The following is a 26,139-nucleotide window of genomic DNA, read 5'->3' on the forward strand; positions in this document are numbered from 1 at the left end:
TGATAGCGCGACGGTTCCGCCCGAGCAGTGTGGCGAGCCGGCGAATAATGGGGGCCGGCTTGTGGCGGCATGCGCGCTCTTCCACTAAGGGGCGGTTTCAATGGTGCTTGCCAACCCGGAACGATCGAGGCCGCTCGATATCGCCATTGCCGGCTGCGGACCGGCGGGGCTCGCCGCTGCCCTGCTGCTGCACCGCGACGGCCACCGCGTGACGATGTTCGAACGCTTCGATCGTCCACGCGCCCTCGGCTCCGGGTTGATGATCCAGCCGACCGGCCTCGCCGTGCTGGGCAAGCTGGGATTGGCGGACACCATCGTCGCGCGCGGATCGCGCGTCGACCGACTGTTCGGCCAGGCCGCCAACAGCCGTCGTACGGTACTCGACGTGCGCTATACCGCGCTCAGCCGCCCCTGCTTCGGCATCGGCATCCACCGCGCCAGCTTGTTCGACGCGCTCCACGATGCCGCGATGCGCAACGGCATCCCGATCGAAACAGGCCGCACGATCGTCGACACCAAGGAAGTGACCGGCGGGCGCGCGCTGGTCTTTGCCGACGCCGGCAACACGGCACGCTTCGACCTGATCGTCGATGCGCTCGGCACGCGCACGCCGCTTGCCGCACCGACGGGGCGGACGCTGGCCTATGGTGCGCTTTGGGCAAGCCTCGACTGGCCCACAGGCGCAGGCTTCGATCCCCATGCGCTGGAGCAACGCTATCGCGCCGCCAGCGTCATGGCCGGCGTACTGCCGATCGGCATGCCGCCCGGTGCCGCACGCGGCCAAGCGGCGCTCTTCTGGTCGATCCGGGCCGACCGCGTCGCCGCTTGGCGTGCGGCCGGGCTCGGCGCGTGGAAGGCAGATGTCGGCTCCTTATGGCCAGCCACGCAGGCGCTGCTCGAACAGATCACGCATCCCGATCAACTGACCTTCGCCAGCTACGCGCACCGCACGGTGCGTCGACCGGTGGAACAGGCGCTGATCCATATCGGCGACGCCTGGCATTCGGCGAGCCCGCAGCTCGGCCAGGGTGCCAACATGGCGCTGCTCGATGCCTATGCGCTCATGCTCGGGCTCCGCCGCGGCGCGAGTGTCGGACACGGACTCGCTTTGGCGAGCAAACTCCGCCGCCGCCATGTCCTGCTCTATCAGGCACTCACCGACATGTTCACGCCGGTCTATCAGTCGGACAGTTACGTCCTGCCGTTGCTGCGCGACTGGCTGGTGGGGCCGCTGTCGACGATCTGGCCGGCGACACGTATCCAGGCCGCGCTGGTCGCCGGGCTGGTCGGCAATCCGTTGCGCCCGCTTGGGCTGGAGTAGCAGCGTCGGGATAGACCGGCGCGGCGCTTGGCCCGTTCGGGGTACTTGCCCGCGACGCCAGTCGTCGGCCGCTCGGCGACATAATTCGCTGTTATTGGGCGAACGAGACCATGATCGCCGACGGCTGCTTGCGGCTATGATAAATGGAATGGGTCTGTCGCTGAAACTCCGAAGGTTTTGCCTTTAGAATATTATCGACGAACGTCTGTGGGTTCCGGTTGATCAGCGGAAACCAGCTGCTTTGGATCTGCACGCCGATGCGGTGGCCCTTTTGGAAGACGTGCGATGCGGAGTGCAACGGAATCGCATAGTCCAACACCGCGTTTGGCGTGATCGCTTGCGGCTTGCCGAAACCGCTGCGGAAACGGCCGCGGAACACATCGTTGGCGATCATTCTCTGTCGACCGCGCAACTCCGACGAGACGCTGTCGTCGTTGGGGTAGATGTCGATCAGCTTCACCACCCAATCGGCGTCCGACCCGGTCGTGCTGGCGAACAGCTTGGCGGCGATATTGCCTGAAATACTCACATCTTCGGTCAAAGGATCGGTCTGCCAGAACAGTACGTCCTTGCGCCGCGCGAAAGGCGCTTGGTCGTCGGCGAGCCAGGTCGCCCAGCTGGAGCCCTCGGCGATGAACGGCTTGATCGGCCCGGCGGCGCGGTTGCGATAGGGCACTGGATCGGCGGGATCGGAGACGAAGCTGTCGCGCGGCGCCTCGCCCGGTTGCGGCGCCTGGAACGACAGCTTGCCGTTTTCGTGCAGGTACAGGTTGCGCGTCACCGTACCGCGCTTGAGCGGCCAATTGTCGAGGCGCTGCCAGCGATTGCTGCCGGTCTGGAAGATCAAGGCTTCGGGCTGGTGCAGCGTGCCCTGGTCCTTCAGCCAGTAGCGAAACCAGGGCAGTTCCACCTTCTGGCGATACCAGTCACCGGTTGCGCCCTGCATGTCGTATGGCCCGTAAGCGGCACCCGGACCGCGCCAGCCGCCGTGATTCCACGGGCCCACCACCAGATAGTTCAGGTTGTTCGTGTCGCCCTTTTCCTGCTCCTGGTAGATAGAGAGCGGGCCGTAAAAGTCCTCCTGGTCGTACCAGCCGGCGACGATCAGATTGGGAATTGCAACCTTCGCTGGCATGTTGTTCGTCGCCCGCTGGGCGCGCCAATAGCCGTCATACGTCGGGTGCTTCACGAAATTCTGCCAGCTCGGCATATCGACGCCTAGATGCTGCCGATCGAGCGACGCCAGATCATGCTGCTTCAGATACCAGGCATAGGCGTCGCTCTCGCCGCCAAAGTCGAACGGCTTCATGGTGCGGCCGTCCGTCTCCAGCAACGTCACCCAGCTCCAGGCATAATCGAGGCGGAAGGCGCCGTTGTGTAGAAAATCGTCACCGATGAACATGTCGTTGGGCGATGCCTGGGAAGACACGGCCTTGAGTGCCGGATGCGGATCGATCGTCGCCATTGTCGCGGTCCAGCCGCCATAGGATACGCCGATGACCCCGGTCTTGCCGTTGTTCGCCGGCAGGTTCTTCACCAGCCAGTCGATCGAGTCGTACGTGTCAGTGGACTCGTCCACGCCGTTTTTGCCGGCTTTGCGCGACCGCAGATTGACGAAGCTGCCACCCGATCCAAGACGCCCCCGTATGTCCTCCAGCACGAAGATGTAGCGGTCTGCCGCCAGTTCCTTGTACGATTTGGTGAACAGGTTGGTGACCGCGTCGAGCGTGTAGCCGTATGGCGACCGGCTCATCAGAATCGGCAGCGGACCGGTCGCGTCCCTGGGGCGCCAGACCTGGGCATGAAGCCGTGTCCCGTCGCGCATCGGGATCATGACATCGTCACCAACATAATTGCCAATGGTCGCGCCGGGCTGGACCTGATCGGTGAGGTCCGGCGCGGTAGCGGCGACTTGGGCTGCCGGCGCTAGACTGCTCGTGGCGACGAGCGCAGGGGCGGCGCATGCCAGAACCCGGGCCATGAAGAAGCCGACCATCCCGGTGTTCACTTTCTGGCGCATGCGATGTCCCCGGATGATCTTCGACGTCAGGTCAGGATTTGACGAGGCGGTAGACGACGTGCGGCTGCGACGTGAAGCCGAGGCACCATTCGCGGCCGCGCTGATAGAAACGCAGCCGTTCATAGGGGCCGCCCGCGCGCGTACCGGTAACCTGCTCGAACAGCATCGGCCCGATACGCTGCCAATACGATGTCCGACTTTCGCTGGCGACCGTGATCCCGCCACCGTCGGCACTGGCGATCTTCAGGTCTTCCTTGGGGTCGACCGGCTCGGAATAGTCGCGCCGATTGGAACGGTAGGCGCCCAGGGGAAGCCGTTCGCCCGCCGGCGCTGCCACGCGTACAGCCGGCGCTTGCGGGAAGAGCCGCCCGATCAGCGCTTCGGTGAGCTCCGTGCGGCCGCCGTAACTCCCCTCGCCCCCGGTTTCCGAGACGAAGAAGCCAAGCCCGGCCTCGGGCGCCAGGATCATATTGGAATGGAAGTCGTCGGTGTTGCCGCCATGACCGACCAGCCGTGGTCCCGCGGCGCGAACGACGAAGAAGCCGTGCGCCATGCCGGGAAAGCCCGGTGTGTTGGCGACGGAATCGCGCATCAGCAGCCGCACCGATTCAGGCTTCAGGATGCGTGCGCCGTCCAGCCTCCCGCCGCCGAGCATCGCCAGCATGAATCGGTTCATGTCGACCGCGCTCGACGTTGCCGATCCGGCGGGCATGATGAGGCTGAACAGCTCGAACGGCTGCGCGATCAGCCTGCCGTCCTCGTACCGGTAGCCCGTCGCCATGCGCGGTGCGAGCGCAGGCGGCAACGGTTCCCGGAACGTCGTCGAGGTCATCCCCAGCGGCTTGAAAATATGGCGCTCGACATAATCGGGGTATTGCTCGCCCGATACGCGTTCGACGATGTAGCCGGCGAGCGCTGCACCGTAATTCGAATAGGCGACCTCGGTGCCCGGCGCCCAGAGGAGCTGCGGCATATGCGTCTTCAACCATGCGGCATAATAAACGAGCTTGTCGGGCGAGGCGGCGACGATGTCCGAACGGTCGCTCATGCCCGGCGTATGCGAGAGCAGATCGCGCACGCGGATCGGCTGCCCCTTATATTCCGGGATGCGATAGTCGAGGTACGTGTTAACGTCGGCATCCAGGATGACGCGTCCCTGCTCGACCTGCTGCAACAGTGCGGTCCAGGTGAACATCTTGGAGACCGAGCCGGGCCGGAACAGCGTGCGGGCGGCATCCACCGGCACGCCTTTGTCGACGTCCGCCATGCCATAGCCGCGCGTGAACAGCACGCGGCCGCGATACACGATTGTCACCACCGCACCGGCCACCTCGCGCGTGGCGATCTGCTGCGCCATGACGCCGTCGACGAAATCCGCCAGTCCGTCGATCCGCTCGGCCGGGACCTGGTACGTCGGCGCGGCGACCGGAGGCCGCTTGGCGGGCGCCGGCGCGGCGGTCGCGAGCAAGCCAACGGCAGTGGTCAGTAACAAACGCGTTTTCACCATAAACGAGCGGCTTTCCGAAGGGTGGGACAGGAACCCGCGGCGGCGATCGCGTGCTGCGGGATAGCGGCGGTCATGCCAGACTATGCTCGATCAGACGGTCGAGCGCCGGGCCGCCGCGCACCGGGTCGGCCGCCGGAAGGCCGAGGCGGTCTGCCACGCGGGCGATTTCCGCTTCCGCCGCCGCGGGGTCCAGCGCCGCCGTGTTGAGCGAGATGCCCCCGCACCGGATCGCCGGATTGGTGCGCCTGCCGAACATCAGATTGGCTTCGATCGCCTCCTCGATGCTGGGCAGCGCATAACCCGGCACGCCGAGCATCATCTCGCGACCGGGTTCATGGCACACGATGATGACATCGGGTTGGCTGCCATGCAGCAGCCCGAGCGACACGCCGGCATAGGCCGGGTGAAACAGCGAGCCCTGGCCCTCGATGATGTCCCAATGATCCGCCGGCGCGGCGGGCGACAGGATTTCGGCCGCGCCCGCTTCGAAATCGGCAATGATAGCATCCATCGGCAGGCCGCCGCCGGCGATCATGATGCCGGTCTGTCCGGTCGCGCGGAACGTGGCGTCCACACCGCGCGCGACGAGCGCGCGATGGATCGCGAGCGCGGTGTATTTCTTGCCCAGCGCACAATCGGTGCCGACGGTGAGCAATCGCTTGCCGGCGCGCTTGGCACCGGTGGCGACGGGAATGGCCGATGGTGGCACGCGCACGTCGATCAGCCGGCGCTGATGCAGGGCGGCGGTGTCGGCAAGACCGGGAATGTCGGCAAGGCGGGCGTGCATGCCGCTGACGATGTCGAGCCCCGCTTCCAGCGCGTCGACCAACGATGCGCGCCATTTCGCGGGGATCACCCCGCCCGGATTGGCGACGCCGATGACGAGCGCGCGTGCACCATTGGCATAGGCCTCGGCCGAGGTCATCGCCGGCAATCCGGTCGAGACGGTGTCGGGTGTCAGGCGATATTCGCCGACGCAACGCTCCGGCGCCCAGTCGCGCAGGCCGAACGCCGTCTTGGCATAGCCGGGCTCGGTCATGTCGCCGAGGAACAGGAGATACGGCTGCGGCAGCACGAGGCTCCCGATGACGCTGGGGGACGACGGGTTCATGGCGTTGCTCGCAAAGATGAAGGGAGGATAAGCGGCATCGTCAGCCGCCCCAGGTGGCGGTAAGCAGCCGCTGGAAATTGCCGCCGAGCACTGCCCGGATGTTCGCGTCCGAATAGTTGCGGCGGATGAGCTCCTCGGTCAGATCGTACATCTTGAGCGGGTGATCGAACCCGTCGACATCGATCTTGTCGCGAAAGGCGTAGCTGCCCTTATAGGCGCCGCGCAGCATCTTGTTGGTTTCCGGCGACGCATCGTCATAGCCGTTGAGATCGGAATCGGTGCCGATCCCGACATGCTCGATCCCGACCAGCTTCACCACGTGATCAATGTGATCGACGATGTTCACGATCGTCGTCGGATCCGTCTTGCTGACGAACATGCGCACGCCGGTGGTGCCCATCACGCCGCCTTTGGCGCTCAGTGCCTTGATCGCTTCGTCCGTCTTCATGCGCGGATGATCGATCAGCGCACGGCAATTGCTGTGCGTGATCGCGATCGGCTTGGGCGACAATGCAATCGCGTCGAGGGTCGTGCGGTCGCCGGAATGCGAGACGTCGATCAGCATGCCGACGGCGTTCATCGCCTTGATGATCTCGACGCCGAAATCGCTGACACCGCCATCGACACGCTCGGTCGAGCCCGACCCGATCCGGTTCTGCTCGTTATAGGTGAGCTGTGCGCAGCGTTGCCCCAATTGGAAGAACGCCTTCACGTCCGATGCGTCGCGGAAGTGATCCGCATTTTGCAGGCCCATGATGACCGCGCATCTGCCATCTCTTTTGGCCTGGAGAATGTCCGCGACCTTGTCGACGCCGGTAAAGACATGGCTGTTGCGGGCCACATAATTGCCCCATGCGGCAAAGAAGGTGAGTGCCTGGTCACGTGCCTCGGGGCCGTCGATGCCGATCGAATGGTGGATGGCTGTTATACCGCTGGCGCGAAAGTCGGCCGCATCCTGATCGCTCAGGCGCCGCGCATAAAATTCGGGATTGAAGTCGATCTTGATCGGCGCCAGCATGTCGATGACGATCGCGCCGCGGACGAGATCCACCGCCCGTGTCGAATAGCGGCGATGCGTGTACGGGCTCACCTGAACCGCCGCCTTGGCAATGTACGGCGTGGCAATCGCCATGCCGGCGCCACACAGCGCCTCACGTCGGGACAGGATCATCGGCAAGCATCCTCATTCTCTATTCAGGATGCTAAGTTCCTGATCGGAAAACGTCAACCTAGCTTCGTCGAATACTGATTACCTCCACTAAGCCCAGATCTATTTGATAAATGGGGTTGACAGCGTTTCATTCAGGACAATAGTTTCCGATCAGAGAAGGCGCGATAAGCGCCGCTTTGCAAGGGGCCGAGTGAAATGAGCACGTTCAAACGGGCATTGTCCGTCACCTGCGGCCTGACGGCGCTCATTGTCGCCAACGGTGCCGCCGCACAGGATGCTCAGTCGGCCGCTACGCAAGCAACCGCGCCGGCCGAGGCCGCGCAGGAGCTCCAGCAAGGCGATATCATCGTCACCGCGCAAAAGAGGTCGGAAGCGCTGCACGAGGTGCCGCAATCGATCTCGGTCCTGCAGGGCGAAGCGTTGGAGAGTCGCCAGGCCCGCAGCATCGCCGATTATGCCGCGCTGGTTCCCGGCCTGTCCTTCGAGCAGGGCAACCCCGGCCAGACCCGGATCGTGCTGCGCGGCATCAACGCCGGCGGGGCGGGCGCCACCGTCGCTGTATATGTCGACGATACGCCCTTTGGTTCCAGCACCAGCCAGACCAACGGCGCCAATCTCGCCGGCGATTTCGACACGTTCGACATCGAGCGGCTCGAAGTGCTGCGCGGCCCGCAAGGAACGCTGTACGGGGCGAACTCGCTGGGCGGCGTGGTCAAGTACGTCACCGTCGCGCCGCAACTCTCCAAGTGGGAAGCGCGCGGCCAGAGCGGGGTCGAGACGACGAAAGGGGGCGGTACCGGCTATTTCGGCAATGCCGTGATCAACGTGCCGCTGGGCGATACATTGGCATTCCGCGCCAGCGGTTTCTACCGTCGCACGGCGGGCTTCATCGACGCGATCGGCATTCCGGATCGCGACGTGAATGGATCGCGGAGCTATGGCGGGCGGGCGTCGCTGCTGTTCAAGCCGACCGACCGCTTCTCGGCGCGCCTCTCCGCCGTGGCACAGAATATCCGCGTTCGCTCGCGCACGGCCTTTGATGCCGACCCCGGTACGCTCGCGCCAATCTCGGTCGATCCATTCTCCGGGGCCGCCGTCGACGGCGAGAACCGCTATCAGCTGTTCCCGGATCGCAATCGTGCCAATTACCGGCTGTTTACGGGAACGCTCGATTACGATTTCGACTTCGCGACGCTGACCTCGGTGACCAGCTTCAGCCGCCTGGCGACGGAGGACCGCAGCGACGTTTCGTTCAACGATGTCGGCGGCGGTACGACGCTTGCCGACGCAGCGTCGCAGGGCATCTACGGGCTCCCGACCACGTCCTACGGCGTCTATTATCCGAACCAGTCCACGCAGAAGAAGTTCACCCAGGAGGTGCGGCTCGCATCGCCCGATTCTTCCACCTTCGAATGGCTGATCGGCGGATATTACACGCGTGAGCCGGGCCAGCTTTACCAGCAATATTTCCCGTATGACATCGCCACGGGACAGCCGATCACGCCGCCGCCGGCGATCCCCGGCTTTTCCGACCTCGTCCTGGCGCAGCTGAAATCGAAATATCGTGAATATGCCGGGTTCGGCAGTGCCACGCTGCACCTCGGCGATCGCTTCGACATCACCGGTGGTGCTCGCTACAGCCGGAACAAGCAGCGCACGCTCCAGGTTCTGGACGGCGCGCTGTTCGGCGGACGGAGCGAGGAGGCGGCGACATCGTCGGAAGGCGTCTTCACCTGGTCGGTTTCGCCACGCTTCGAATTCGCGCCGCGCAGCGAAGTGTATGCGCGCGTCGCCAAGGGGTATCGCCCCGGCGGCCCGAACGTCATCCCGCCTGGCGCTCCTGCCAATTATCCATCGCAGACCGACGCGGATACGTTGCTCAGCTACGAAGCCGGCGTGCGTGCCGAAACCGCCGACCGTACCTTCGGAATCGATCTTTCCGGCTATTATCTCGATTGGGACAAGACGCTGATCGTGGCGATCTTCCAGTCGGCGGCGGGGCCGATCAGCGCCGACGCGAACGGCAAGGGCGCGCGCAGCTATGGCTTCGAAGCGACCGGCACAATGCGCCCGATCCGCGGCCTCAGTGTGGTTGCGTCATTGGCCTACAATCACGCGACCTTGCGCGGCGACACCGGCAATGGCGGGCTCGACGGCGATCAATTGCCGTTCGCGCCGCACTGGAATGCGTCGATTTCCGCCGACTATACCTGGTCGATGGGCAATGGCGTGAAACCCTATGTCGGTGCGGACTTCTCGACGGTCAGCGATCGGCCGGGCAATTTCGACGACGCGTACCGGACGACGTTCGGCCGGCGCCTCACGCTCGATGGCTATTCCACCGTACATCTGCGCGCCGGTGCAGACTTCGGCCGGTTCAACCTGTCGCTCTATGCCCGCAACCTCACCAATTCGCGCGGGCTGGTGTCGGCCGGCACGTTCGGCACCCGCCCGGCCGGCGGGATCGAGGTATCGCCGATCCAGCCACGGACGATCGGCGCCGCGCTCGGCTTCAACTTCTGATCGCGGCTGGGGCGTGATGGCGGGGCTCAACGGGCGGCAAGAAGCGCCGCCAGTCCATCCGCACGCCCGGCAATACGCTGCAAGCGCGGGTATCGCAGACCACCGCGATAATCGATCGTCCGTGTCACCGAGCGGCCGTCCTGCTCCCAGGTGAGCGCCACCGGGGTCGTGACGGTGTTCCGCACGGCATCGCGGATCGCGCCTTGTGTGTACGGCGCGCCCGCCACCGCGGTGATCCGAACCCCGGGCGCCATGCCCGCGCGGAACGCCGGCCCGCCCCAGGCGATCGCGCGGACCCTCCCGTCATCGGCAACCGTCAGTCCGACCGAGTAGGACAGGTCCGCGCCGCCGAGTTCCTGTTCGTTCTGCTCGAATGTCGGCGTCCGCTCGGGCGTATAGGTCAAACGCCATCCAAGCCGCTCGAGCCCTTCGGACGTACTCACCTCGCCATGCCCGTCGATCCAGCGATTCAGGAAGCCCGCCCAATCGAATGGCGCGACGCGGTGCAGGGCGGCGCAAAGATCGTCGAACGTGTAGGTGCGGGCGGGCTCCTCCGGTCCGGCTCCGGCAAAGAAGTCACGGGCAAAGTCGTCGATGCCACGACGCCCGCTGGTCTGCTCGCGCAGCATGGCATCGATGTCGAGCCACAGCATCACGCCTTCGAGATAGTAATCCTTGCGCCGTTGCCAGTCGCGCCACGGGACCGACTGGCGCAGCATGAAGGACGGGTAGTTTACGTCGTCGGATAACGGCCGCCATGCCCGTCCCGCTCGATTGGCGACCTCGGCCGCGTCGAGCGCGAGCTTGTCGAGCGTCTCCTCGCGGCTCCGCAGCCCGGCGCGCGCGGCAAGCACGCGCCCCCAGAACTCGGTCTGGCCCTCGTACATCCACAACAGGCTGCCGCCTTGCGGCGTGTTGGGTGTGGGCGCCCACAGATCGGCAGGCACGCGGTAGAGCCCGTTCCAGGCGTGGACGAATTCGTGCGCGACGATATCGCGGTTGTTGAGCTGCCCGGCCCAGTCGCGGAAATAGGACGAAGCCATGCCGATCTCGGCCGATGCACGGTGCTCGGTACCGCCGGAGGAGCCGTCGTCGCTCATCCGTGCCAGCACCTCGTACCGGCCGAACGGCGGCGGACCGAACACCGCGCGCGCCTGCATTACCATGCGACGCAAACCGTCGATGCGGTCGGGCGGGATGGCGAGATCGCCGGCGCGGGTCGCGACCAGGTCGAGCGTCACCGCGCCGGGCCCGTCCGGTGCGAGTGGCACGCGTGCGGCATGACGGCCCGCGAGGACCGGCGCGTCGAGCAGCTGCTCCAGCGAAACCGGCTTGAAACGGAGCCTGCCTTGCAGCGCCTGGACGATGTCGAGCGACGTGAATGGCCTCAGCCCCGTCGCCAGCATGAGCGACGGCGCCACCGCGATGTTCCGCGCGTACCACCCGGCCGGGTACAGCAGCAGATGCTGCCATGCGACGGCCACTATGCCGGCGGACAGGCGGTCGTCATCCGCGACGATCTGGAAGCGCAGGTCGATCGTCGGCGTGCCCTCGGGCACCTCGAAATGGAAGGCGTGCGGCTCGATCGCGTCCCGGCGCCATGTCAGCGGTCGTCCGTTTGCGGATATCTCCAGCCCGGCCAGTTCGGTGACGGTGAGGCTCGGCCCGTGGCTCGCCGCCTCCCAGCGCGGGTAGAGCAATGTCATCGCGCCGGCGCGCTGCACCGGCACGCGTTCGTGGACGACGAACACCCGGTGCGCCACGTCACGCGCGTCCACGTCCAGCGCGATGGTTCCTCGAAATGGACGATCGGCGGGCGCGGCGATCGGTGTTCGTGCCAGTGTCTGGACCGGGAGTTCCACTCGTGCCGCCGCCTGCGGGGAGGCCGCCGCGCCTAGCACGGCGCCCGCGGTTGCTATCCAGTTCGCGATCGAAATCATCCGACCCATTACTTCCCCCGCCATTCGGTCATCGACCGTCCGCAAAGGCGCGGACGGTCGCCGGCACGCCTATCTCAAAGCTCGTCGCGGCAAAACCGAAGCGTCGGACGAATTTGGCACCGTCGACCACGTAAGGGCGATCCCAGGTAAAGCCGACATCCGCGACTTCCTTGGCAAAGCGGTAGAACAAGCCCAGCGGCCGGAGCAATGCCAGCGGCACTCCCCACACGCGCAGCTTGTGGCCAGCCGCGGCAGCCGCCATCGCCAGCAGCGCACGCGGCGTGCGGGTGGGCGCACAGGGCATGTTCCAGACCTCGCCGAAATCCGCGTCCGGTGCGTCCAGCAGGATCACCGCCGCGCGGGCGATATCGGGCACATAGGCGAAGTCGTGCGGCGTATCGGCGGGCACGAGCAACTGTGCGGGGCTGCCTTTCGCGACTTCGCCGATGGCAAGCGCGCCAAGGTGCGACACCGCGACGCCGGGTCCGTAGAAGTCTGTGCAGCGCAGCGCCGCCACGCGCACCCGGCCATGCGCCGCCTGCCAGATGCGCGTGACCTCGGCCAGGATCACCGGCTTCTCGCCGACCGTGGTCAGCGGCATATTCTCCGTGCGCGGCGCGGTCTGGGGTCCGAGCTGGTAGAGGTTGTCGATGAACACCAGCCGCGCGCCAGCCTCGGCACAGGCCTCGACCATGTTGGTCATCGCCTGCGGCCAGACGGTACGCCACAATCGCGAGTCATATGCAAAGCCGACCGCCAGCACCGCCTGCGCGGCACCCTCGAGCGCGGCGCGCACGTCGCCGGCCTTGAGGACATCGCACGGCATGTGCTCGACATCCGTCGGCAGGTTCGCCGGTCGGTTGCGCGAAGCGACCCGCACGCGATCCCCGCGCGCCACGAGCCGCTCGACGATCGGCTGGCCGACTGCGCCATATCCAAACACCGTTATCTGCTGTGTCATCGTCCGTCTCCGTTCCTGTGCGACCCTGTTACGCGCAGCAAAGAGCGCCGAAAATCGCACAAGAACGTAGGGGCGCTATACGCAAATCGATGAGCGGCGATCCGTACGCCCCACCTTGATCCGTCATTCACGCTCGCTCATGCGATTGACAAACATGCGTCGAAGCACTTGACGTTAACGTTAGACATCGCACCTAAGGGGCATACAAGACGGCGCGCGGCAGCGTTGCGCTCGACCATCTGATGGAGACACATTCCGTGACCAACGTCGTTATCGCCAGCTACGCCCGCTCGCCATTCCACCTCGCCGGAAAGGGTGACCTCGCCCGTGTGCGCCCGGACGATCTCGCCGCGCAGACGATCCGCGGGCTGCTCGATAAGACCGGCGTCGATCCGGCGGAGATCGAGGACATCATCCTGGGGTGCGCGTTCCCCGAGGGCGAGCAGGGCCTGAACGTCGCGCGCATGATCGGCCTGCTCGCCGACCTGCCGCTGTCGGTCGGCGGCATGACGGTGAACCGCTTCTGCGGCTCGTCGATGAGCGCGATCCACATCGCGGTCGGCCAGATCAACATCGGCGCCGGTGACGCTTTCATCTGCGCCGGGCTCGAATCGATGAGCCGCGTGCCGATGGGCGGCTACAACCCGCTGCCCAACCCCGATCTCTTCAAGCTCAACGCCGGCGCGTACATGGGCATGGGCGAGACTGCCGAGAATGTCGCGCGCGACTATCAGATCACCCGCGCCGAGCAGGACGCCTTCGCCGTGAAGAGCCAGGACAAGGCCGCTGCCGCGCGCACCGATGGCCGGCTGTCCGACGAGATCGTCACGATCCAGACCAAGGCCGGCCCGGTCAGCCAGGACGGCACGATCCGCGCCGGCACCACCACCGAAACACTCGCCGGCCTCAAGCCCGCCTTCAGCGCCGATGGTTCGGTCACCGCTGGCACCTCCTCGCCGTTGACGGATGGCGCTTCCGCCGTGCTCGTCACATCGGAAGAGTTCGCGACCAAGCATGGCCTGACGATCCTCGCCCGCATCAAGTCGGTCGCGGTATCGGGCAACGATCCGTCGACGATGGGCCTCGGCCCGATCTACGCCTCGCGGAAGGCGCTGGAGCGCGCCGGCATCACCGTCGCCGACCTCGACGTGGTCGAGATCAACGAAGCGTTCGCCAGCCAGGCGATCGCCTGCATCCGCGACCTCGGCCTCAAGGAAGAGACGATCAACCTCGATGGTGGCGCGATCGCGATCGGCCATCCGCTAGGCGCGACCGGCGCGCGGATCGTCGGCAAGGCCGCGGCTTTGCTGGCACGCGAAGGCGGCCGCTACGCGCTCGCCACCCAGTGCATCGGTGGCGGCCAGGGCATCGCAACGGTGCTGGAGCGCGCATAATGGCCGATGCTGTAAAGAAGGTCTGCGTCATCGGGGCAGGCGTGATGGGTGCGGGCATTGCGGCGCAGGTCGCCAATGCCGGCATTCCGGTGCTGTTGCTCGACATCGTGCCGCGTGAGGGTGACGATCGCGACGCCGTTGCCAAGGCCGCGGTCGCGAAGATGCTGAAGACTGATCCCGCCCCCTTCATGTCGAAGCGCGCGGCGAAGCTCGTCGAGACCGGCAACATCGACGATCATCTCGACCGCGTCGCCGAGTGCGACTGGATCGTCGAGGCGATCGTCGAACGGCTCGACATCAAGCAGTCGCTCTACGCCAAGCTGGAGGCGCTTAAGCGTCCCGGCACCGCCGTGTCGTCGAACACCTCGACGATCCCGCTCGGGCATCTCGTCGAAGGACGGTCGGACCAGTTCAAGGCCGACTTTCTGATCACGCACTTCTTCAATCCGCCGCGCTACATGCGGTTGATCGAGATCGTCCGCGGCGAGCATACCGATGTCGCCGTCGCGGAAAAGGTCGAGAACTTCGTCGACCGCTTCATGGGCAAGCGCATCGTCCGCGCCAAGGACACGCCGGGCTTCGTCGCCAACCGGATCGGCACCTATTGGCTGGGGGTCGCGATCAACGCGGCGATGGACCAGGGCCTGACCGTTGAGGAAGCCGACCAGATTGGCGGCCGCCCGATGGGCGTGCCCAAGACCGGCATCTTCGGGCTCGTCGACCTGGTCGGCGTCGACCTGATGCCGCTGTTGTCGAAGAGCCTGTCGTCCACGCTGCCCGCCGGCGATCCGTATTTCGACACCCTCCGCCCGATGCCGCTGGTCGACAAGATGATCGCCGACGGCTTCACTGGTCGCAAGGGCAAAGGCGGCTTCTACCGCTTCGACAAGGCGACGCGCACCAAGTTCTCGCTCGACCTGGCGACCGGCGAGTATCGCCCCGAGGCGAAGCCCGCCGACCTCCCGGGCAAGACCGGCAAGGACCTCGCCGCACTGATCGCCGAGCCCGGCAAGATCGGCACTTATGCCTGGACGATCCTCGGCAGCGTGCTGTCCTACGCGGCGATGCTGGTCGGTGAAGCAGCCGACGACATCGTCGCGATCGATGACGCGATGAAGCTCGGCTATAATTGGAAGTTCGGGCCGTTCGAGCTGATCGACAGCATCGGCCCGGGCAAGTTTGCCGAACGCCTCGCCGCCGAGGGCCGCGAGGTTCCGGCGATCTTGACGACGGCAGGCGACCGCCCGTTCTACCGCGACGAGGATGGCAAGCGTCAGTACCTCACCACCGCCGGCGCCTATGCCGACGTGCCGCGCGGCGATGGCGTCGAACTGCTCGAGGACATCAAGCTGCGCACGCAGCCCGTGCTGACCAATGCATCGGCATCGTTGTGGGATGTCGGCGACGGTGTTGCCGCGCTCGAATTCCACACCAAGATGAACGCGCTCGACGACCAGGTCATCACGCTGATCGAGGAAGCGATTCCCGTTGTGCAGGCGCGCTTCAAGGCGCTGGTCTTCTATAACGAGGCGAGCAACTTCTCGGCCGGTGCCAATCTCGGCGCGGCGATGTTCGCGGTCGGCGCCAAGCTGTGGGACATGGTCGAAGCGAGCGTCGCGCGGGGCCAGGCGGCGTACAATGCGCTCAAATACGCCCCCTTCCCCGTCGTCTCAGCTCCCGCGGGCCTCGCGCTCGGCGGCGGCTGCGAGGTGCTGCTCCATTCGGACGCGATCCAGGCGCATGCCGAGACCTATGCCGGTCTCGTCGAATGCGGCGTCGGCTTGGTGCCGGGCTGGGGCGGCAATGGCGAGATGCTCGATCGCTGGACCAAATCGGGCACGCTGCCCAACGGGCCGATGCCGGTGCTGTCGAAGGTGTTCCAGATGATCTCGACCGCGCAGGTCGCCAAATCGGCGGCCGAAGCTCGCGAGATGATGATCCTGCGCAAGGACGACGGCATCACGATGAACCGCGACCGCCTGCTGGCGGACGCCAAGGCCAAGGCGCTGTCGCTGGTCGAGGGCTATGCCGCGCCTGAAAAGCCGACGTTCCGCGTGGCCGGGGCCAGCGGTCGCACAGGGCTGCAGATGGCAGTATCCGACTTCCACAAGAAGGGCTTGGCGACCGCCTATGATGTGGTCGTCGCTGATCGTCTGGCGGTCGTTCTGACCGGTGGCGACGCTGATCTGATCGACATCGTGACCGAGGAGCAGGTGCTTCAGTTGGAACGTGCCGCGTTCATGGAGAGCGTCAAGGACGAGCGCACGCAGGCGCGCATCGTGGCAATGCTGACGACGGGCAAGCCCTTGCGGAACTAGGATCTCTTCGGGTCGGCCACAGCGCCGACCCGACGCGCTCGGAACTCAGCGGGCGGTGACGAACGGGTGGTCCAGCCGTACGGTATCGAGCAGGCGCTCGATCGCGGCAGTCTCGCGCACCGTGCCGGAAGGCTCGACTTCCCAATTGCAGTGCGGGTGCGTGGCCGCGTCGCGCACCTTGATCGGACCAAGCGCCATGCGCCAACCGCGCGCCGTACCGCCCGACGCGCGGGTCAGCCGAGCAATGATCAGATCTTCGAGTGCGCCGGCGGTCATGGGGCGCCATCAGCATCCCAGTCCGGCGGACGCAACCGGAAAAAAGCGACCGGCTGGATCCCACCCTCAGGAAGTTAAGCCCTCCACATAGGATATTGTTCACCGAGGATGGTGGCTACGCCGGGTAACGTCGCCGATCACAGGCCCTGATTTGGCGTCCCAGTGACCTTGCCCCACGCCTGATCATTGCCACTGTCACCGAGCTCATGCCCAGGTTCGGCCAAGGATATACGCCAGAAGGCCGTTTCCGCACCCTCCACGCCGAAATCATTGTCGTTGACCAGCAGCAGCACCGATGGCGACAGCAGCACCATTCCTTCGAGGTCGGCCGAGATCTCGGGATGATCGTCACTCGAGAAGAGCAGCGTCTTCGCCAGCACCGAAAACGCAAGCTGGTCGCCACGCGCACTCAGTTCCTCGAGCGTTGGGCGCGTGGACAGATCGAGCTGCGCTTCGTCCAGTGGCGCGGCGTCAAGGTCGCAGCGGTAGATCTTGGTGGTGGCCGACCCGCGCTCCAGCACCAGCAATCGGTCACCCGGTAACCACAGCAATTCGCTGACCTTGATGTCGCTCTGCTCGACATTGCCCAACGCACAATCGCGCGCGAAGCTTTCCGGCGGGTCGAGTGGATAGGCATATTGCGCCCTCACCGTGCGGCTCTGCGCGTCCAGGCGCCAGATCCTGACGTGGCGCGCCGCAAGGTGTGCTGCCTCGTCCGGGTGGGCGAGCGGGCTCTGGAAAGCCAGGTACAAGGACCGACCATCATCCGAGATGGTCAATGCTTCGAAGCCGCGGTTCAGCTGGCGCCGCGCCGCCAGCACGGGAAGCGCTGAAACGCCGTCGGTGGGCGCGAAGCCGCTCGGCAGCAGACGATCGATCACCGTGCCACCCGCATCGACCCGCACTAACGACGGGCCGAATTCGTCACCGATCCAGAAGCCGCCATCGGCAAGTGCCACGAGCCCCTCGCTATCCAGCCCATCGGGATCGGGCGGTATCGCCATGCCGGCGAGGTCGAACACCGGTTCGGAGAATAGTTGCTCGCTCGCCGGATTGGGCAATCCCGTTACCGATCGTCCATCGCCATGCTTGAGCGGCAGGATGCGGAGCAGTTCGACGGCGTCACCGATGATCCGGAACTCGGCGAGCGCCGGCCCGATATCAATGCGCGGCATGATCTTGGCGCCGGCGATGTCACCGAGCGGAGCCAGATGCTCCAGGCCATACAGGCGGATCGCATCGCGCACCTTGATGTTGGGACCGCGATCGCCGATTGCCCAGAAATGGCCGGGCGGATCGCCCGGGCGCATGGCAAGCCCGGAGCCGAAGCCATGGCGCAGCGTCATCGTGCCGCCGGGAAAGACCAGGCGCCCGACCTCGGGATCGTGCCAACGCAACCGCTCGACCGTTGCGTCGATCATCTACCGCGCATCCGCATAAGTGACGATCTTCACCATCTCACCCGGCACGAGCGGACGATCGCCGCCGCGCCCGTTGAGCAGTTCGAACAGGGGGCGCGGCGCCGGATCGGCGACGCGGCGGATGAGCGCTTCCGGCGTCTCTCCTGCAGTCGCCCTCACGGTCCTGATGAAGCGCGGTCGCAGCGTGGCGGCCTCATCGGGCGACAGGCGTCGGAAGGATCGAAACAGCGCATTCACGGCCGCGGCGCTGGCATCCGCCGGCGGAGAAACGACGATGAAATGATACACCTGCCCGCCACCTGCGTCATAGACGGCGATCGACAGCGGCACGCTGCCGTCGCGCACCGCCATGCGCAAATGGGTCACGATCGCGGGGAGCCCGTTGACCGTGAGCGCCGTGGCACTGGTCAGCTCGGCGGGGGCGTTGCCGACAACATGGGCGACGAGCGTCTCGGCATAATCCTTGAGCGTGCCGCTTTGCATCGTGCCGCCGCCGAACTCGCCGACGATGCCGTCCGGGCCGGTCAGTCGGATCGCCTGCGGGCTGTTGGTCAGCGAGAATCCAGTGGGCGCCTCGAACGAGATGCGCATGATGGGGTGGGCGAAGCGCTGACCGATCACGAAACCCTGCTCCGGATCGTCCCCATACAGCAGGCCGTCGACTGCCGCGAAATAGGCGGCTTCATTCTCCGGCAACGCGTCGTCGGCAAGGCCGGTGGCCTCGGCGGCGGCCTTGGCACGCGCGATCCGGTGCCCGGTCAGCGGGTGGCTGAGCGCCCATTCGGGTACGCCGCGGGCCGTGTCGCGGCCGCGCGTGGCAGTCATGAACTTGTCCTGCCGATCCAGCGCGGAGAGCATGTCTGCCGCCGCATAGACATCGTAGCCGGCGCGCTCGAGATAGCCGACGCCGAGATCGTCGGCCTCATATTCCTGCTTCCGCGAATAGCGCAGGCCGAAATACTGCACGGCCTGGCTGGCGAGCCGGGTCAGCCGCTCCGAGCCCGTCGCACTGGCTGCGATGACGCCCAGCGTCCGCCAGATCGACCGGCGTTCCTGGCGCTGGGCATGACGACTGAGGATGTGACCCAGTTCGTGCCCGAGCACGGAGGCAAGCTCGGCCTCGCTGCCGACGATCGCGACGAGCCCGCGCGTGACGTAGATGTAGCAGCCGGGAATGGCGAAGGCATTGACCACATCGCTGTTGACCAACGTGAAGGTGCATTGGCCCTCCAGCCCCGCGGCGATGGCCACCCGCTCACCCACGGCGCGCACGTACGATGCCTCCGGCCCGCTATAGGCGCCGCCGAAGCCGGCGAGCAGTTGCTGGTGCGCCTGCCCGCCATGCGCGCGATCGGCGTCCGAGATAGCCGGGCCGTCCACGGGCCCGCTGCCGCCGCAGCCCTGAAGCAGGCACGCCAGCGGCAGCAACAGACCGGCGCGGCCGCGCAGCGTCACAGCCAGCCGAGCAGGTAGAGCAACACCAGCGTGATGCCCGCCGATATCAGCAAGGACCCGACGCAACCCAATCGCCGCGAGAAGAGAAAGAACATGGTGCCTCCTACGAGCTCAAGCGGACGGCCGAGCGGCAGCTTGGTTGCCTGCCCACGACGATGGGCGAAGGGCGATCATCGGCTGGTTGCGCGCCGTGCCATGTCCGCGACCGGCATGTCGTGCAGCCGCCGGTATCGCGCCTCGATCAGGCTGAACACGCCGAAGCCCGACAGGCCGATAGCGATGATGATGTCCGCCGGGCTAGTCAGCCAGGACAGTGCCTGGGCCATGCCACCGGCCTGGCTGGCCTGGTCGTTCAAGCCGGCCTTGAGCAGCAGATAGCTGCTGATGATGAACACGATACCGCGTGCGGCGTACCCCGCGCGGCCGCTCCACCGCGCCCAGGGCTGGTGCGCGATCCGTGGATCGAGATATTGCAGGAAACTGCCTTTTGTCGCCTTGACCAGCTGGACGAGGCCGACGCCGAACAGCACGACCGCACCGAGCATCACGATCAGCGTGCCGCCGGGCAGGTCGAGCGCGACCTGCGTCCCCGCCTGCGTCCCATCGCCAGCCGACTTCACGCCGCGGATCAACCGCACGGCCTGCCATGTGAGCACCAGATGCACCACGCCGCTGACCATCGCGCCCACCCGTTCGGCGACGCCCTTGCGATCCGATCCGTGCCGCTCGATGTCGAATGCCGCATCGGACAATCGCCAGATGCCATAAGCCAGAAGCCCGGCTGCCATGACGACGAGCAGCACCCGCCCCGCGCCATCGGCGACATATTGCAGCGCGCCGCTGGGATCCTCGGTGCGTCCGGCGCGGATCACCAGGAAGGCGATGACGAGATACAGGATCCCGCGTGTCGCAAACCCGATCCGCGTAAGTGTGGTCAGCCGTGCGCTGGCATTCATAGCAATGTCCCCCTTCGTCGCCCCCGAACGGCCTTGGTCGCCGTTCCGTTCCGTTGGCGCGACCAAACGAAACGCGTCAGAGCTTCACGAACCGGTAGGCGAAGCGATCGGTCTTGCCCTTGATCGAGGGATCGAACACCTTGACCGCGTGCGGATCGTCCTTGTTCGCAAGAATGGTGCTTTGCGCCTCCAGCACGAAGCCGGCCGCCTCCACCTCTTTGCGGACGGACGCCGGGTCGATCCGATGCAGCGACTGGGTGTCGCTCGTGCCCGACGCCGCCGCCGCCGCGTGATCGACGATGACGTAGAACCCGCCGGATTTCAGCCGATCGTAGACCGCACGATTGAAGGCGGCCGCAGTCGCGCCCTTGGTTTGCATCAACGCGGTGTGGAGATCGTGATAGAATAGATGCATCCACACTAGGTCGGCGGGTTGCATGGCCGCCGGCATCGCGACGAGGTCCGCCGAGACGGCTTCGACATTTTCTCGGCCGGGCTGCTGCGCGAGGGTGCGCATACGATCGAGTTGATCGCCCATCACCTCGACGATTTCGGTCGGTACGAAGCCGTAGACCCGCCCATCGGGGCCTACGGCATCGGAGAAGAGGCGCGTCCAGTCGCCGTCACCGGGATAGACGTCGATGACAGTGGCGCCTGCAGCGACGCGCGCGAACCCGATCAACTCGGACACTTTGGACTGTTCGTACATGGGGATCTCCATCACTGTTGGGCATTCGACAACTGCGCGCAAAGTCTAAATGGCGTCATGAGGCGCGCAAATGGCTGCCGTCCTCGGGCAAATTTTCTGCCAGCCCGGGCCCGGACGTCTCGGCGGCTCGTGCCAAGGCTTGCGTGTCGACATATTCCCGGATGTTGGTCAGTCTGCCATCCCGAACCGTGATGGCGAAGATCCAGTCATCCTCGAACGCCTTGTTCGTCGCTTTCATCTTGCCGCTGGCGAAGCCGACCACCAGGACCCGGTCTCCTTGCGCCACGAACTCCCGGGGTTCCGTGGACGTCTCGATTGTCCGGGATGCCGTCTCGAGCAGATCGGTCAGCCCGGCATGTCCCCGGTGGATGCCGGCCAGCGGCCAGCCTTGGCCGGGGATGATCCACTCGATGTCCTCGGCGACCAGCGCCAGCAAGCCCTCCCTGTCGCCACGGCCGAGCGCGGCGAAGAAGTCCTTCACGGCCTGGACGTTTTCCTGGGTATTCATGGCATTTCCTCCATTGCTGCGTTCGTGGTGTCCGTCAGTCGAACTTGACCAGATCCTTGAAGATCAGGCGGCCCCAGCTTTTGTCGTGCGCCTGCACGAGCAACCCACCTTCCGACAGAGCGCCGAGGTTGATCGGTACGAAACCAAGATCTTCCGCGAGCGCACCAACCTGCGCGGCGGCATCGTCATCGTCGCTCGTCAGGAACACGACCCGCCTGCCACCCTGGACGGCCGGATCCTGATCGAGAACGCCCGCGACCAGATGGTTGAAGCCCTTGACCAGCCTGCTGCCAGTAAACGCCTGCGCGACGACCTTGGCCGATGGCTGTCCGCCCAGCTCCTCAGAGGACACGCCGTAGGCATTGGTCACATCGACGATGATCTTGCCCTGCCAGTTCGGCAGTGCCTTCGCGACCTCCGCGTGCGACTGGAAGCGGACAGCCAGGAAGATGACGTCTGCCGTGACCGCGTCGGCGAGTGTCGTGGGAGTGATATCGGGGCCGATCGCCGCCGCGACCGATGCGAAGCTTTCGGGGTCGCGTGTGGTTGCGACGGATACGGCGATGCCGCTGCGGGCAAATGCCTTGGCGAGGGTCTGGCCGATCTCGCCGAAACCGATGACGGCGTAGTTCATGATTATTCTCCAATCTTTTGGGATGTCGGGGTTCAGACTTGTGCCAAGCCCCCATCGACCGCGAGATCCACGCCGGTGATGTAGGAACTCTCGTCCGAAGCGAGGAACGTGACGGCAGCCGCGATCTCCTCCGGCTTGGCCCGGCGACCCATGGGGATCTGCGACGCGAATTGCCCGGCCGCCTGCTCGGCTTGCTCGGGGGTCAGGCCCGTCGTCTTCTCCAGGGCCGGGGTTTCGGTCGGTCCGGGGCTCATCGTGTTCACGCGGATGTTGCGATCCTTGAGCTCGAGCGTCCAGGCGCGCGAGAAGCTGCGCACCGCCGCCTTGCTCGCGGCGTAGGCGCTGAATCCTGGCAACCCCATCACGTTCGAGACAGAGGAGGTCAGGATGATCGACCCGCCGTCTTTGAAGAGCGGAAGTGCCTTCTGGACCGTGAAGAACAGGCCCTTCACGTTCACGTCGAAGGTCTGGTCGAAATGGGCCTCTGTCGCCACGTGGAGCGGCGCGATCGTTCCCGCGCCCGCGTTGGCGAAGAGGATGTCGATTTGACCATGTTGCTCCTTCACGACCGCGTAGAGCCGATCCAGATCTTTCCAGGCGCGATACGTCGCCCACGACCGTCGTGACGTTTCCGCCGATAAGGGCTGCGGCCTTTTCCAGCTCTTTCGCTCTGCGCCCGGTGATGACGACATGCGCGCCTTCTTCCACGAAGCTTTTGGCCGTGGCCAATCCGATCCCGCTGCTGCCGCCCGTGATGACGGCGATCTTACCTTCTAGCTTTTTCATCGTCTTATCCTCGTAGTGTGCCGGCCCGGCATGGGCCGGATTTGGGTCAGAGCTGCGCCAGGCCACCATCGACGGCGACTTCGCTGCCGGTCATGAAGCTGCTGTCGGAGGATGCGAGGAACGCCGCCGCCGCGCCGAGCTCGGCCGGATCGCCCATGCGCTGAAATGCGGTCATCGCGCCGTAGGCCTTCAGGCCGTCCTCGCCGAGTGCCTCGGTCGCGAGTTCGGTCGCGATGGCGCCGGGCGACAGGACGTTCACGCGGATGCCGGTGCCCTTGAGATCCTCTGCCCAGGTGCGGGCAAGGTTGCGCACGGCCGCCTTGCTGGCGCTGTACGCCGTGAATGCGGGTGCACCCGTGGTACCGGCGCTCGATCCGGTCAGGATGATCGATCCGCCGTCGCCCATCAACGGCAGCGCCTTCTGGACCGTGAAGATCGTACCCTTCACATTGACATCGAAGGTCTCATCGATGTGCCGGGCGGTGATCGCGCCGAGCTTGAGTTGGCTTCCCACTCCGGCATTGGCGAAGACGATGTCGAGGGTTCTGCGCTCGTCCTTCACTGCCGCGTAGAGCCGGTCGAGATCGGCTTCATCGGACACCGAGCCCTGCACCGCGCGGGCGTTGGACCCGAGCGCGGTGATGGCGGCGTCCAGCGCATCCTGCCGGCGACCGAAGATGAAGACGACGGCGCCCTCCTCGATGAAGCGTTTGGCAGCGGCGAAGCCGATGCCCGTGGCGCCGCCGGTGATGACGGCGGTCTTTCCGTTCAATCTGGTCATGTCGTGCATCCTTCGTTTCACCGCCTCTGGTCTTTGGCTGTGCGGGTAGCTTCCCAGTGAGCTTAAGATGGGCGGGTCGAAGGCGGGCGGTGAGTGCGGATTTGCGCACATCGGTGGTGCAAATACGATCCGGCCAGACGGTCGCCCGCTCCACCGGGCTCGCGATCGTCCAAGCGACATGGTAGAACAGGGTTTCGGGGGGCGGAGCTTGCGGCGCGGAATTGCACCATGATCGACTGGGATGACGTTCGCTACTTTCTGGCCGCCGCGCGTGGCGGTTCGGTGCGGGCGGCGGCCGGGCGCCTGGGCGTGAACCACGCGACCGTGCTGCGCCGCATCGCCCAGCTGGAAGAGCGCCTCGGCGCGCAGATGTTCGATCGGCTGCCCACAGGCTACCGCCTGACGGTGGCGGGCGAGGAGGTTCTAGAACTCGCGATCCAGATGGAGACCTCGTCGCATCAGTTGGAGACGCGCGTCCTGGGGCGCGACCAGAGCGTGCGCGGTCTTCTCCGCGTGACGTTGACGCCGATCCTCGCGACCCACCTGCTCATGCCGGATTTCGCCGATTTCGCGCGTCAGCATCCCGACATCGAGATGGAAATCCTGTCCTCGGGCGAACTGGCAAACCTGACCAACCGAGAAGCCGACGTCGCGATCCGCGTGGTTTACGACCGCAAGACCCTGCCGCTCAATCTTCACGGACCGAAAGGACCGGAGCTGTTCGGTGGCGTCTACATATCCCGCGATCGGCTCGCCGCCTGGCGGGCGGGCACGGCCGATACCATCAAGTGGATCGTCATCAGCATGCATGGCGTTCCGGACTGGGCCAGCGAGGGTGAACTCCGCACCACCGAGGTTCCCTTCAGGGTCACGGACGCAGGGGCGGAGATCGCGGCGGTACGGCAAGGGCTGGGGATCACGACGCTGCCGTGCTTCGTCGGCGACGCCGACCCCATGCTGGTAAGGGTGCCGGGCACCGACCTGCACCTGTACGGAACGCTCTGGCTCCTGACCCAAGGAGAGACGCGCAAGACGAAGCGCGTACGGCTCTTCACGGAGTTTATATCTCACAGCCTCGCCGCGCACGCGCCGCTCCTCACCGGGATGTCATTCCCGGGCGGCTGATGCTGGCAGATCCTCGCCCCGGCGGGGCGCCGGGAGCGCGATCCCCCGCGCCGACAGGACGGGTGTGGGTGCGTCCATGTTCGCGTGGCGGCAGATTGCCTGATCCATCACTCCGATACGCCTGCTACGGCCTCGTCAACCATATCGATCACGCTCTTGCCGAACGGCCCGCGCCGAGCCGGTCCAGCGCGTTCGGCAGATCGGCGAGCGGAAAGCGGCGGTCGATCACCGGCGTCATGCCGGTCCGCGCGACTGCGCGCACCATGTCCTCGAGCGCGCGGCGATTACCGGTGCCGATGCCCAGGATCGTCACGTCCTTTATCATCAGCGGCATGGCGGGGGAAGTGATGTCGAACCCGTCGAGCGCGCCGATCTGATAGATGCGCCCGCCGACCGCCGCAGCCTGGACCGACTGGCCGAGATAGGCCCCGCCGACGGTCTCCAGGATATGATCTGCGCCCCGGTCGTAGGTCAGCGTGTATAGCGCCTCAAGCCCGTGCGTGTCGTACCGGTCGATCGCATGGTCGGCACCCAGTGCCAGCACGCGATCAATCTTCTCCGGGCTGCAGGAGACGAGCACGGTCGCGCCATGCAGCTTCGCGATCTGCAGCCCGAACAGCGCCACGCCGCCGGTCCCCCGGATCAACACGGTGTCGCCGGCGCGGACGCCGCCGCGCTCGACCAGCGCGAACCAGGCGGTGAGCGCGGCGCAGGGCAAAGTGCTGGCTTCGGCGTCGTCAAGCTTCGCCGGCGCCGCGGCCAGCCATTCCTCGGGCAGGACGACATACTCGGCCAGAACGCCTGCAAAAAAGCCGCCGAGCGTGCGGTAGGCCGGTGTGCGGGCTGTACCCGCGCGCGCACCGTCGATCCACTCGGGCGTGAAGCAGGAGATCACGCGATCGCCGACGGCGAAGCGTTTGACGTTGTCGCCTGTCGCCACGATCCGGCCGGCAAGATCGGAGCCGGGCGTGAACGGAAAGTCGAGTGCCAAGCCGCGCCCGCTTTCGATGACCATCTTGTCGCGGTGGTTGAGCGAAACGGCCGCCACCTTCACCAGAACTTCGTGCCGAGCGGGGACCGGGATCGGCCGCTCGCGCAGGGCGAGGCGGTCGCGACCAATCCCGTCCATTTCCCAGCGTCGCATCATGTCCGTCATCGTCGATCCTCTTCGCGTCTCGAACGGATATCGGGCATTCGCCAAACGAGTATAATACGCTTGATT

Annotated in this window: 21 protein-coding genes and 1 pseudogene; 5 read left to right on the top strand and 17 right to left on the bottom strand. The window is 65.7% G+C overall.

All coding sequences use genetic code 11. The features are described 5' to 3' along the window. Positions 1 to 100 precede the first annotated feature (100 nt). A complete protein-coding gene (locus NV382_RS11575) occupies positions 101 to 1,321 on the top strand; it encodes an FAD-dependent oxidoreductase (RefSeq protein WP_260596903.1) in 1,221 nt (406 codons plus the stop codon). Positions 1,322 to 1,412: 91 nt separating this feature from the next. On the opposite strand, the gene NV382_RS11580 is transcribed toward NV382_RS11575, so the two are convergent. From NV382_RS11580 to NV382_RS11595, 4 genes are all read right to left on the bottom strand, one after another. Further along, on the bottom strand, positions 1,413 to 3,341 hold the full coding sequence (locus NV382_RS11580; RefSeq protein ID WP_260596904.1) for a CocE/NonD family hydrolase: 1,929 nt from the start codon (positions 3,339 to 3,341) through the stop codon (positions 1,413 to 1,415). A gap of 31 nt (positions 3,342 to 3,372) precedes the next feature. Beyond that, the gene (locus NV382_RS11585) at positions 3,373 to 4,848 is read right to left on the bottom strand and encodes a serine hydrolase domain-containing protein (RefSeq protein WP_260596905.1); all 1,476 of its coding nucleotides are present in this window, start codon (positions 4,846 to 4,848) and stop codon (positions 3,373 to 3,375) included. Positions 4,849 to 4,918: 70 nt separating this feature from the next. Continuing rightward, positions 4,919 to 5,959 (bottom strand): N-acetyltransferase DgcN family protein, encoded by a 1,041-nt coding sequence (locus NV382_RS11590; protein WP_260596906.1) that lies wholly within the window; start codon positions 5,957 to 5,959, stop codon positions 4,919 to 4,921. Between the two features lie 40 nt (positions 5,960 to 5,999). Further along, a complete protein-coding gene (locus NV382_RS11595; RefSeq protein ID WP_260596907.1) occupies positions 6,000 to 7,130 on the bottom strand; it encodes a dipeptidase in 1,131 nt (376 codons plus the stop codon). Positions 7,131 to 7,325: 195 nt separating this feature from the next. Here NV382_RS11595 and NV382_RS11600 point away from each other — a divergent pair, with 195 nt between their 5' ends. Next, entirely contained in the window at positions 7,326 to 9,653 is a 2,328-nt protein-coding gene (locus NV382_RS11600; protein ID WP_260596908.1) for a TonB-dependent receptor, read from the top strand. A gap of 26 nt (positions 9,654 to 9,679) precedes the next feature. Here the strand turns inward: NV382_RS11600 and NV382_RS11605 are convergent, their stop codons facing one another. Beyond that, complete coding sequence (locus NV382_RS11605; protein WP_260596909.1) at positions 9,680 to 11,602, bottom strand: M61 family metallopeptidase; 1,923 nt, start codon at positions 11,600 to 11,602, stop codon at positions 9,680 to 9,682. A 19-nt stretch (positions 11,603 to 11,621) separates the two neighbouring features. Next, complete coding sequence (locus NV382_RS11610; RefSeq protein ID WP_260596910.1) at positions 11,622 to 12,554, bottom strand: NAD-dependent epimerase/dehydratase family protein; 933 nt, start codon at positions 12,552 to 12,554, stop codon at positions 11,622 to 11,624. Between the two features lie 257 nt (positions 12,555 to 12,811). On the opposite strand from NV382_RS11610, the gene NV382_RS11615 reads away from it, so the two are divergent. After that, positions 12,812 to 13,948: a thiolase family protein gene (locus tag NV382_RS11615; RefSeq protein WP_260596911.1), complete on the top strand. Its 1,137-nt coding sequence runs from the start codon at positions 12,812 to 12,814 to the stop codon at positions 13,946 to 13,948. Then, positions 13,948 to 16,266 carry a 3-hydroxyacyl-CoA dehydrogenase/enoyl-CoA hydratase family protein gene (locus NV382_RS11620; protein ID WP_260596912.1) on the top strand — a complete coding sequence of 773 codons (2,319 nt, stop codon included), beginning with the start codon at positions 13,948 to 13,950 and terminating at the stop codon, positions 16,264 to 16,266. Before NV382_RS11615 ends, NV382_RS11620 begins: the two co-directional genes overlap by 1 nt. A gap of 45 nt (positions 16,267 to 16,311) precedes the next feature. Here NV382_RS11620 and NV382_RS11625 read toward each other — a convergent pair whose 3' ends face one another. From NV382_RS11625 to NV382_RS11665, 10 genes and pseudogenes are all read right to left on the bottom strand, one after another. Then, positions 16,312 to 16,542, bottom strand: coding sequence for a hypothetical protein (locus NV382_RS11625; RefSeq protein ID WP_260596913.1), 231 nt, complete (start codon positions 16,540 to 16,542; stop codon positions 16,312 to 16,314). Positions 16,543 to 16,679: 137 nt separating this feature from the next. Continuing rightward, positions 16,680 to 17,963 carry an esterase-like activity of phytase family protein gene (locus NV382_RS11630; RefSeq protein WP_260596914.1) on the bottom strand — a complete coding sequence of 428 codons (1,284 nt, stop codon included), beginning with the start codon at positions 17,961 to 17,963 and terminating at the stop codon, positions 16,680 to 16,682. Next, complete coding sequence (locus tag NV382_RS11635; RefSeq protein WP_260596915.1) at positions 17,964 to 19,418, bottom strand: M48 family metalloprotease; 1,455 nt, start codon at positions 19,416 to 19,418, stop codon at positions 17,964 to 17,966. It abuts the gene before it with no gap. A 170-nt stretch (positions 19,419 to 19,588) separates the two neighbouring features. Further along, the gene (locus NV382_RS11640; protein WP_260596916.1) at positions 19,589 to 20,374 is read right to left on the bottom strand and encodes a DUF1206 domain-containing protein; all 786 of its coding nucleotides are present in this window, start codon (positions 20,372 to 20,374) and stop codon (positions 19,589 to 19,591) included. A gap of 76 nt (positions 20,375 to 20,450) precedes the next feature. Beyond that, a complete protein-coding gene (locus tag NV382_RS11645) occupies positions 20,451 to 21,083 on the bottom strand; it encodes a methyltransferase (RefSeq protein ID WP_260596917.1) in 633 nt (210 codons plus the stop codon). Positions 21,084 to 21,138: 55 nt separating this feature from the next. Continuing rightward, the gene (locus NV382_RS11650; RefSeq protein ID WP_260596918.1) at positions 21,139 to 21,591 is read right to left on the bottom strand and encodes a nuclear transport factor 2 family protein; all 453 of its coding nucleotides are present in this window, start codon (positions 21,589 to 21,591) and stop codon (positions 21,139 to 21,141) included. A gap of 34 nt (positions 21,592 to 21,625) precedes the next feature. Beyond that, positions 21,626 to 22,225 (bottom strand): NADPH-dependent F420 reductase, encoded by a 600-nt coding sequence (locus NV382_RS11655; protein ID WP_260596919.1) that lies wholly within the window; start codon positions 22,223 to 22,225, stop codon positions 21,626 to 21,628. 32 nt (positions 22,226 to 22,257) lie between these two features. After that, the gene (locus NV382_RS11660; protein ID WP_312026737.1) at positions 22,258 to 22,917 is read right to left on the bottom strand and encodes an SDR family NAD(P)-dependent oxidoreductase; all 660 of its coding nucleotides are present in this window, start codon (positions 22,915 to 22,917) and stop codon (positions 22,258 to 22,260) included. Then, positions 22,877 to 23,080: pseudogene (locus tag NV382_RS19590) on the bottom strand (SDR family NAD(P)-dependent oxidoreductase); the annotation flags it as partial. The gene NV382_RS11660 and the pseudogene NV382_RS19590, both read right to left, overlap by 41 nt. Beyond that, a complete protein-coding gene (locus tag NV382_RS11665) occupies positions 23,058 to 23,792 on the bottom strand; it encodes an SDR family NAD(P)-dependent oxidoreductase (RefSeq protein WP_260596920.1) in 735 nt (244 codons plus the stop codon). The pseudogene NV382_RS19590 and the gene NV382_RS11665, both read right to left, overlap by 23 nt. A gap of 228 nt (positions 23,793 to 24,020) precedes the next feature. Here NV382_RS11665 and NV382_RS11670 point away from each other — a divergent pair, with 228 nt between their 5' ends. Beyond that, positions 24,021 to 24,917 carry a LysR family transcriptional regulator gene (locus tag NV382_RS11670; protein WP_260596921.1) on the top strand — a complete coding sequence of 299 codons (897 nt, stop codon included), beginning with the start codon at positions 24,021 to 24,023 and terminating at the stop codon, positions 24,915 to 24,917. A 148-nt stretch (positions 24,918 to 25,065) separates the two neighbouring features. Here NV382_RS11670 and NV382_RS11675 read toward each other — a convergent pair whose 3' ends face one another. Then, on the bottom strand, positions 25,066 to 26,073 hold the full coding sequence (locus tag NV382_RS11675; RefSeq protein ID WP_260596922.1) for a zinc-dependent alcohol dehydrogenase family protein: 1,008 nt from the start codon (positions 26,071 to 26,073) through the stop codon (positions 25,066 to 25,068). Positions 26,074 to 26,139 lie beyond the last annotated feature (66 nt).

This window comes from Sphingomonas endolithica, from assembly GCF_025231525.1.
In the GTDB taxonomy this organism is placed as follows: Bacteria; Pseudomonadota; Alphaproteobacteria; order Sphingomonadales; family Sphingomonadaceae; genus Sphingomonas; species Sphingomonas endolithica.

Bases quoted from the DNA above. Each gene is read 5' to 3' on its own strand.
- NV382_RS11575 (WP_260596903.1), top strand. From the start codon at position 101: ATGGTGCTTGCCAACCCGGAACGATCGAGGCCGCTCGATATCGCCATT.
- NV382_RS11580 (WP_260596904.1), bottom strand. From the start codon at position 3,341: ATGCGCCAGAAAGTGAACACCGGGATGGTCGGCTTCTTCATGGCCCGG.
- NV382_RS11585 (WP_260596905.1), bottom strand. From the start codon at position 4,848: ATGGTGAAAACGCGTTTGTTACTGACCACTGCCGTTGGCTTGCTCGCG.
- NV382_RS11590 (WP_260596906.1), bottom strand. From the start codon at position 5,959: ATGAACCCGTCGTCCCCCAGCGTCATCGGGAGCCTCGTGCTGCCGCAG.
- NV382_RS11595 (WP_260596907.1), bottom strand. From the start codon at position 7,130: ATGATCCTGTCCCGACGTGAGGCGCTGTGTGGCGCCGGCATGGCGATT.
- NV382_RS11600 (WP_260596908.1), top strand. From the start codon at position 7,326: ATGAGCACGTTCAAACGGGCATTGTCCGTCACCTGCGGCCTGACGGCG.
- NV382_RS11605 (WP_260596909.1), bottom strand. From the start codon at position 11,602: ATGGGTCGGATGATTTCGATCGCGAACTGGATAGCAACCGCGGGCGCC.
- NV382_RS11610 (WP_260596910.1), bottom strand. From the start codon at position 12,554: ATGACACAGCAGATAACGGTGTTTGGATATGGCGCAGTCGGCCAGCCG.
- NV382_RS11620 (WP_260596912.1), top strand. From the start codon at position 13,948: ATGGCCGATGCTGTAAAGAAGGTCTGCGTCATCGGGGCAGGCGTGATG.
- NV382_RS11625 (WP_260596913.1), bottom strand. From the start codon at position 16,542: ATGACCGCCGGCGCACTCGAAGATCTGATCATTGCTCGGCTGACCCGC.
- NV382_RS11630 (WP_260596914.1), bottom strand. From the start codon at position 17,963: ATGATCGACGCAACGGTCGAGCGGTTGCGTTGGCACGATCCCGAGGTC.
- NV382_RS11640 (WP_260596916.1), bottom strand. From the start codon at position 20,374: ATGAATGCCAGCGCACGGCTGACCACACTTACGCGGATCGGGTTTGCG.
- NV382_RS11645 (WP_260596917.1), bottom strand. From the start codon at position 21,083: ATGTACGAACAGTCCAAAGTGTCCGAGTTGATCGGGTTCGCGCGCGTC.
- NV382_RS11650 (WP_260596918.1), bottom strand. From the start codon at position 21,591: ATGAATACCCAGGAAAACGTCCAGGCCGTGAAGGACTTCTTCGCCGCG.
- NV382_RS11655 (WP_260596919.1), bottom strand. From the start codon at position 22,225: ATGAACTACGCCGTCATCGGTTTCGGCGAGATCGGCCAGACCCTCGCC.
- NV382_RS11660 (WP_312026737.1), bottom strand. From the start codon at position 22,917: ATGTCGTCATCACCGGGCGCAGAGCGAAAGAGCTGGAAAAGGCCGCAG.
- NV382_RS11665 (WP_260596920.1), bottom strand. From the start codon at position 23,792: ATGACCAGATTGAACGGAAAGACCGCCGTCATCACCGGCGGCGCCACG.
- NV382_RS11670 (WP_260596921.1), top strand. From the start codon at position 24,021: ATGATCGACTGGGATGACGTTCGCTACTTTCTGGCCGCCGCGCGTGGC.
- NV382_RS11675 (WP_260596922.1), bottom strand. From the start codon at position 26,073: ATGACGGACATGATGCGACGCTGGGAAATGGACGGGATTGGTCGCGAC.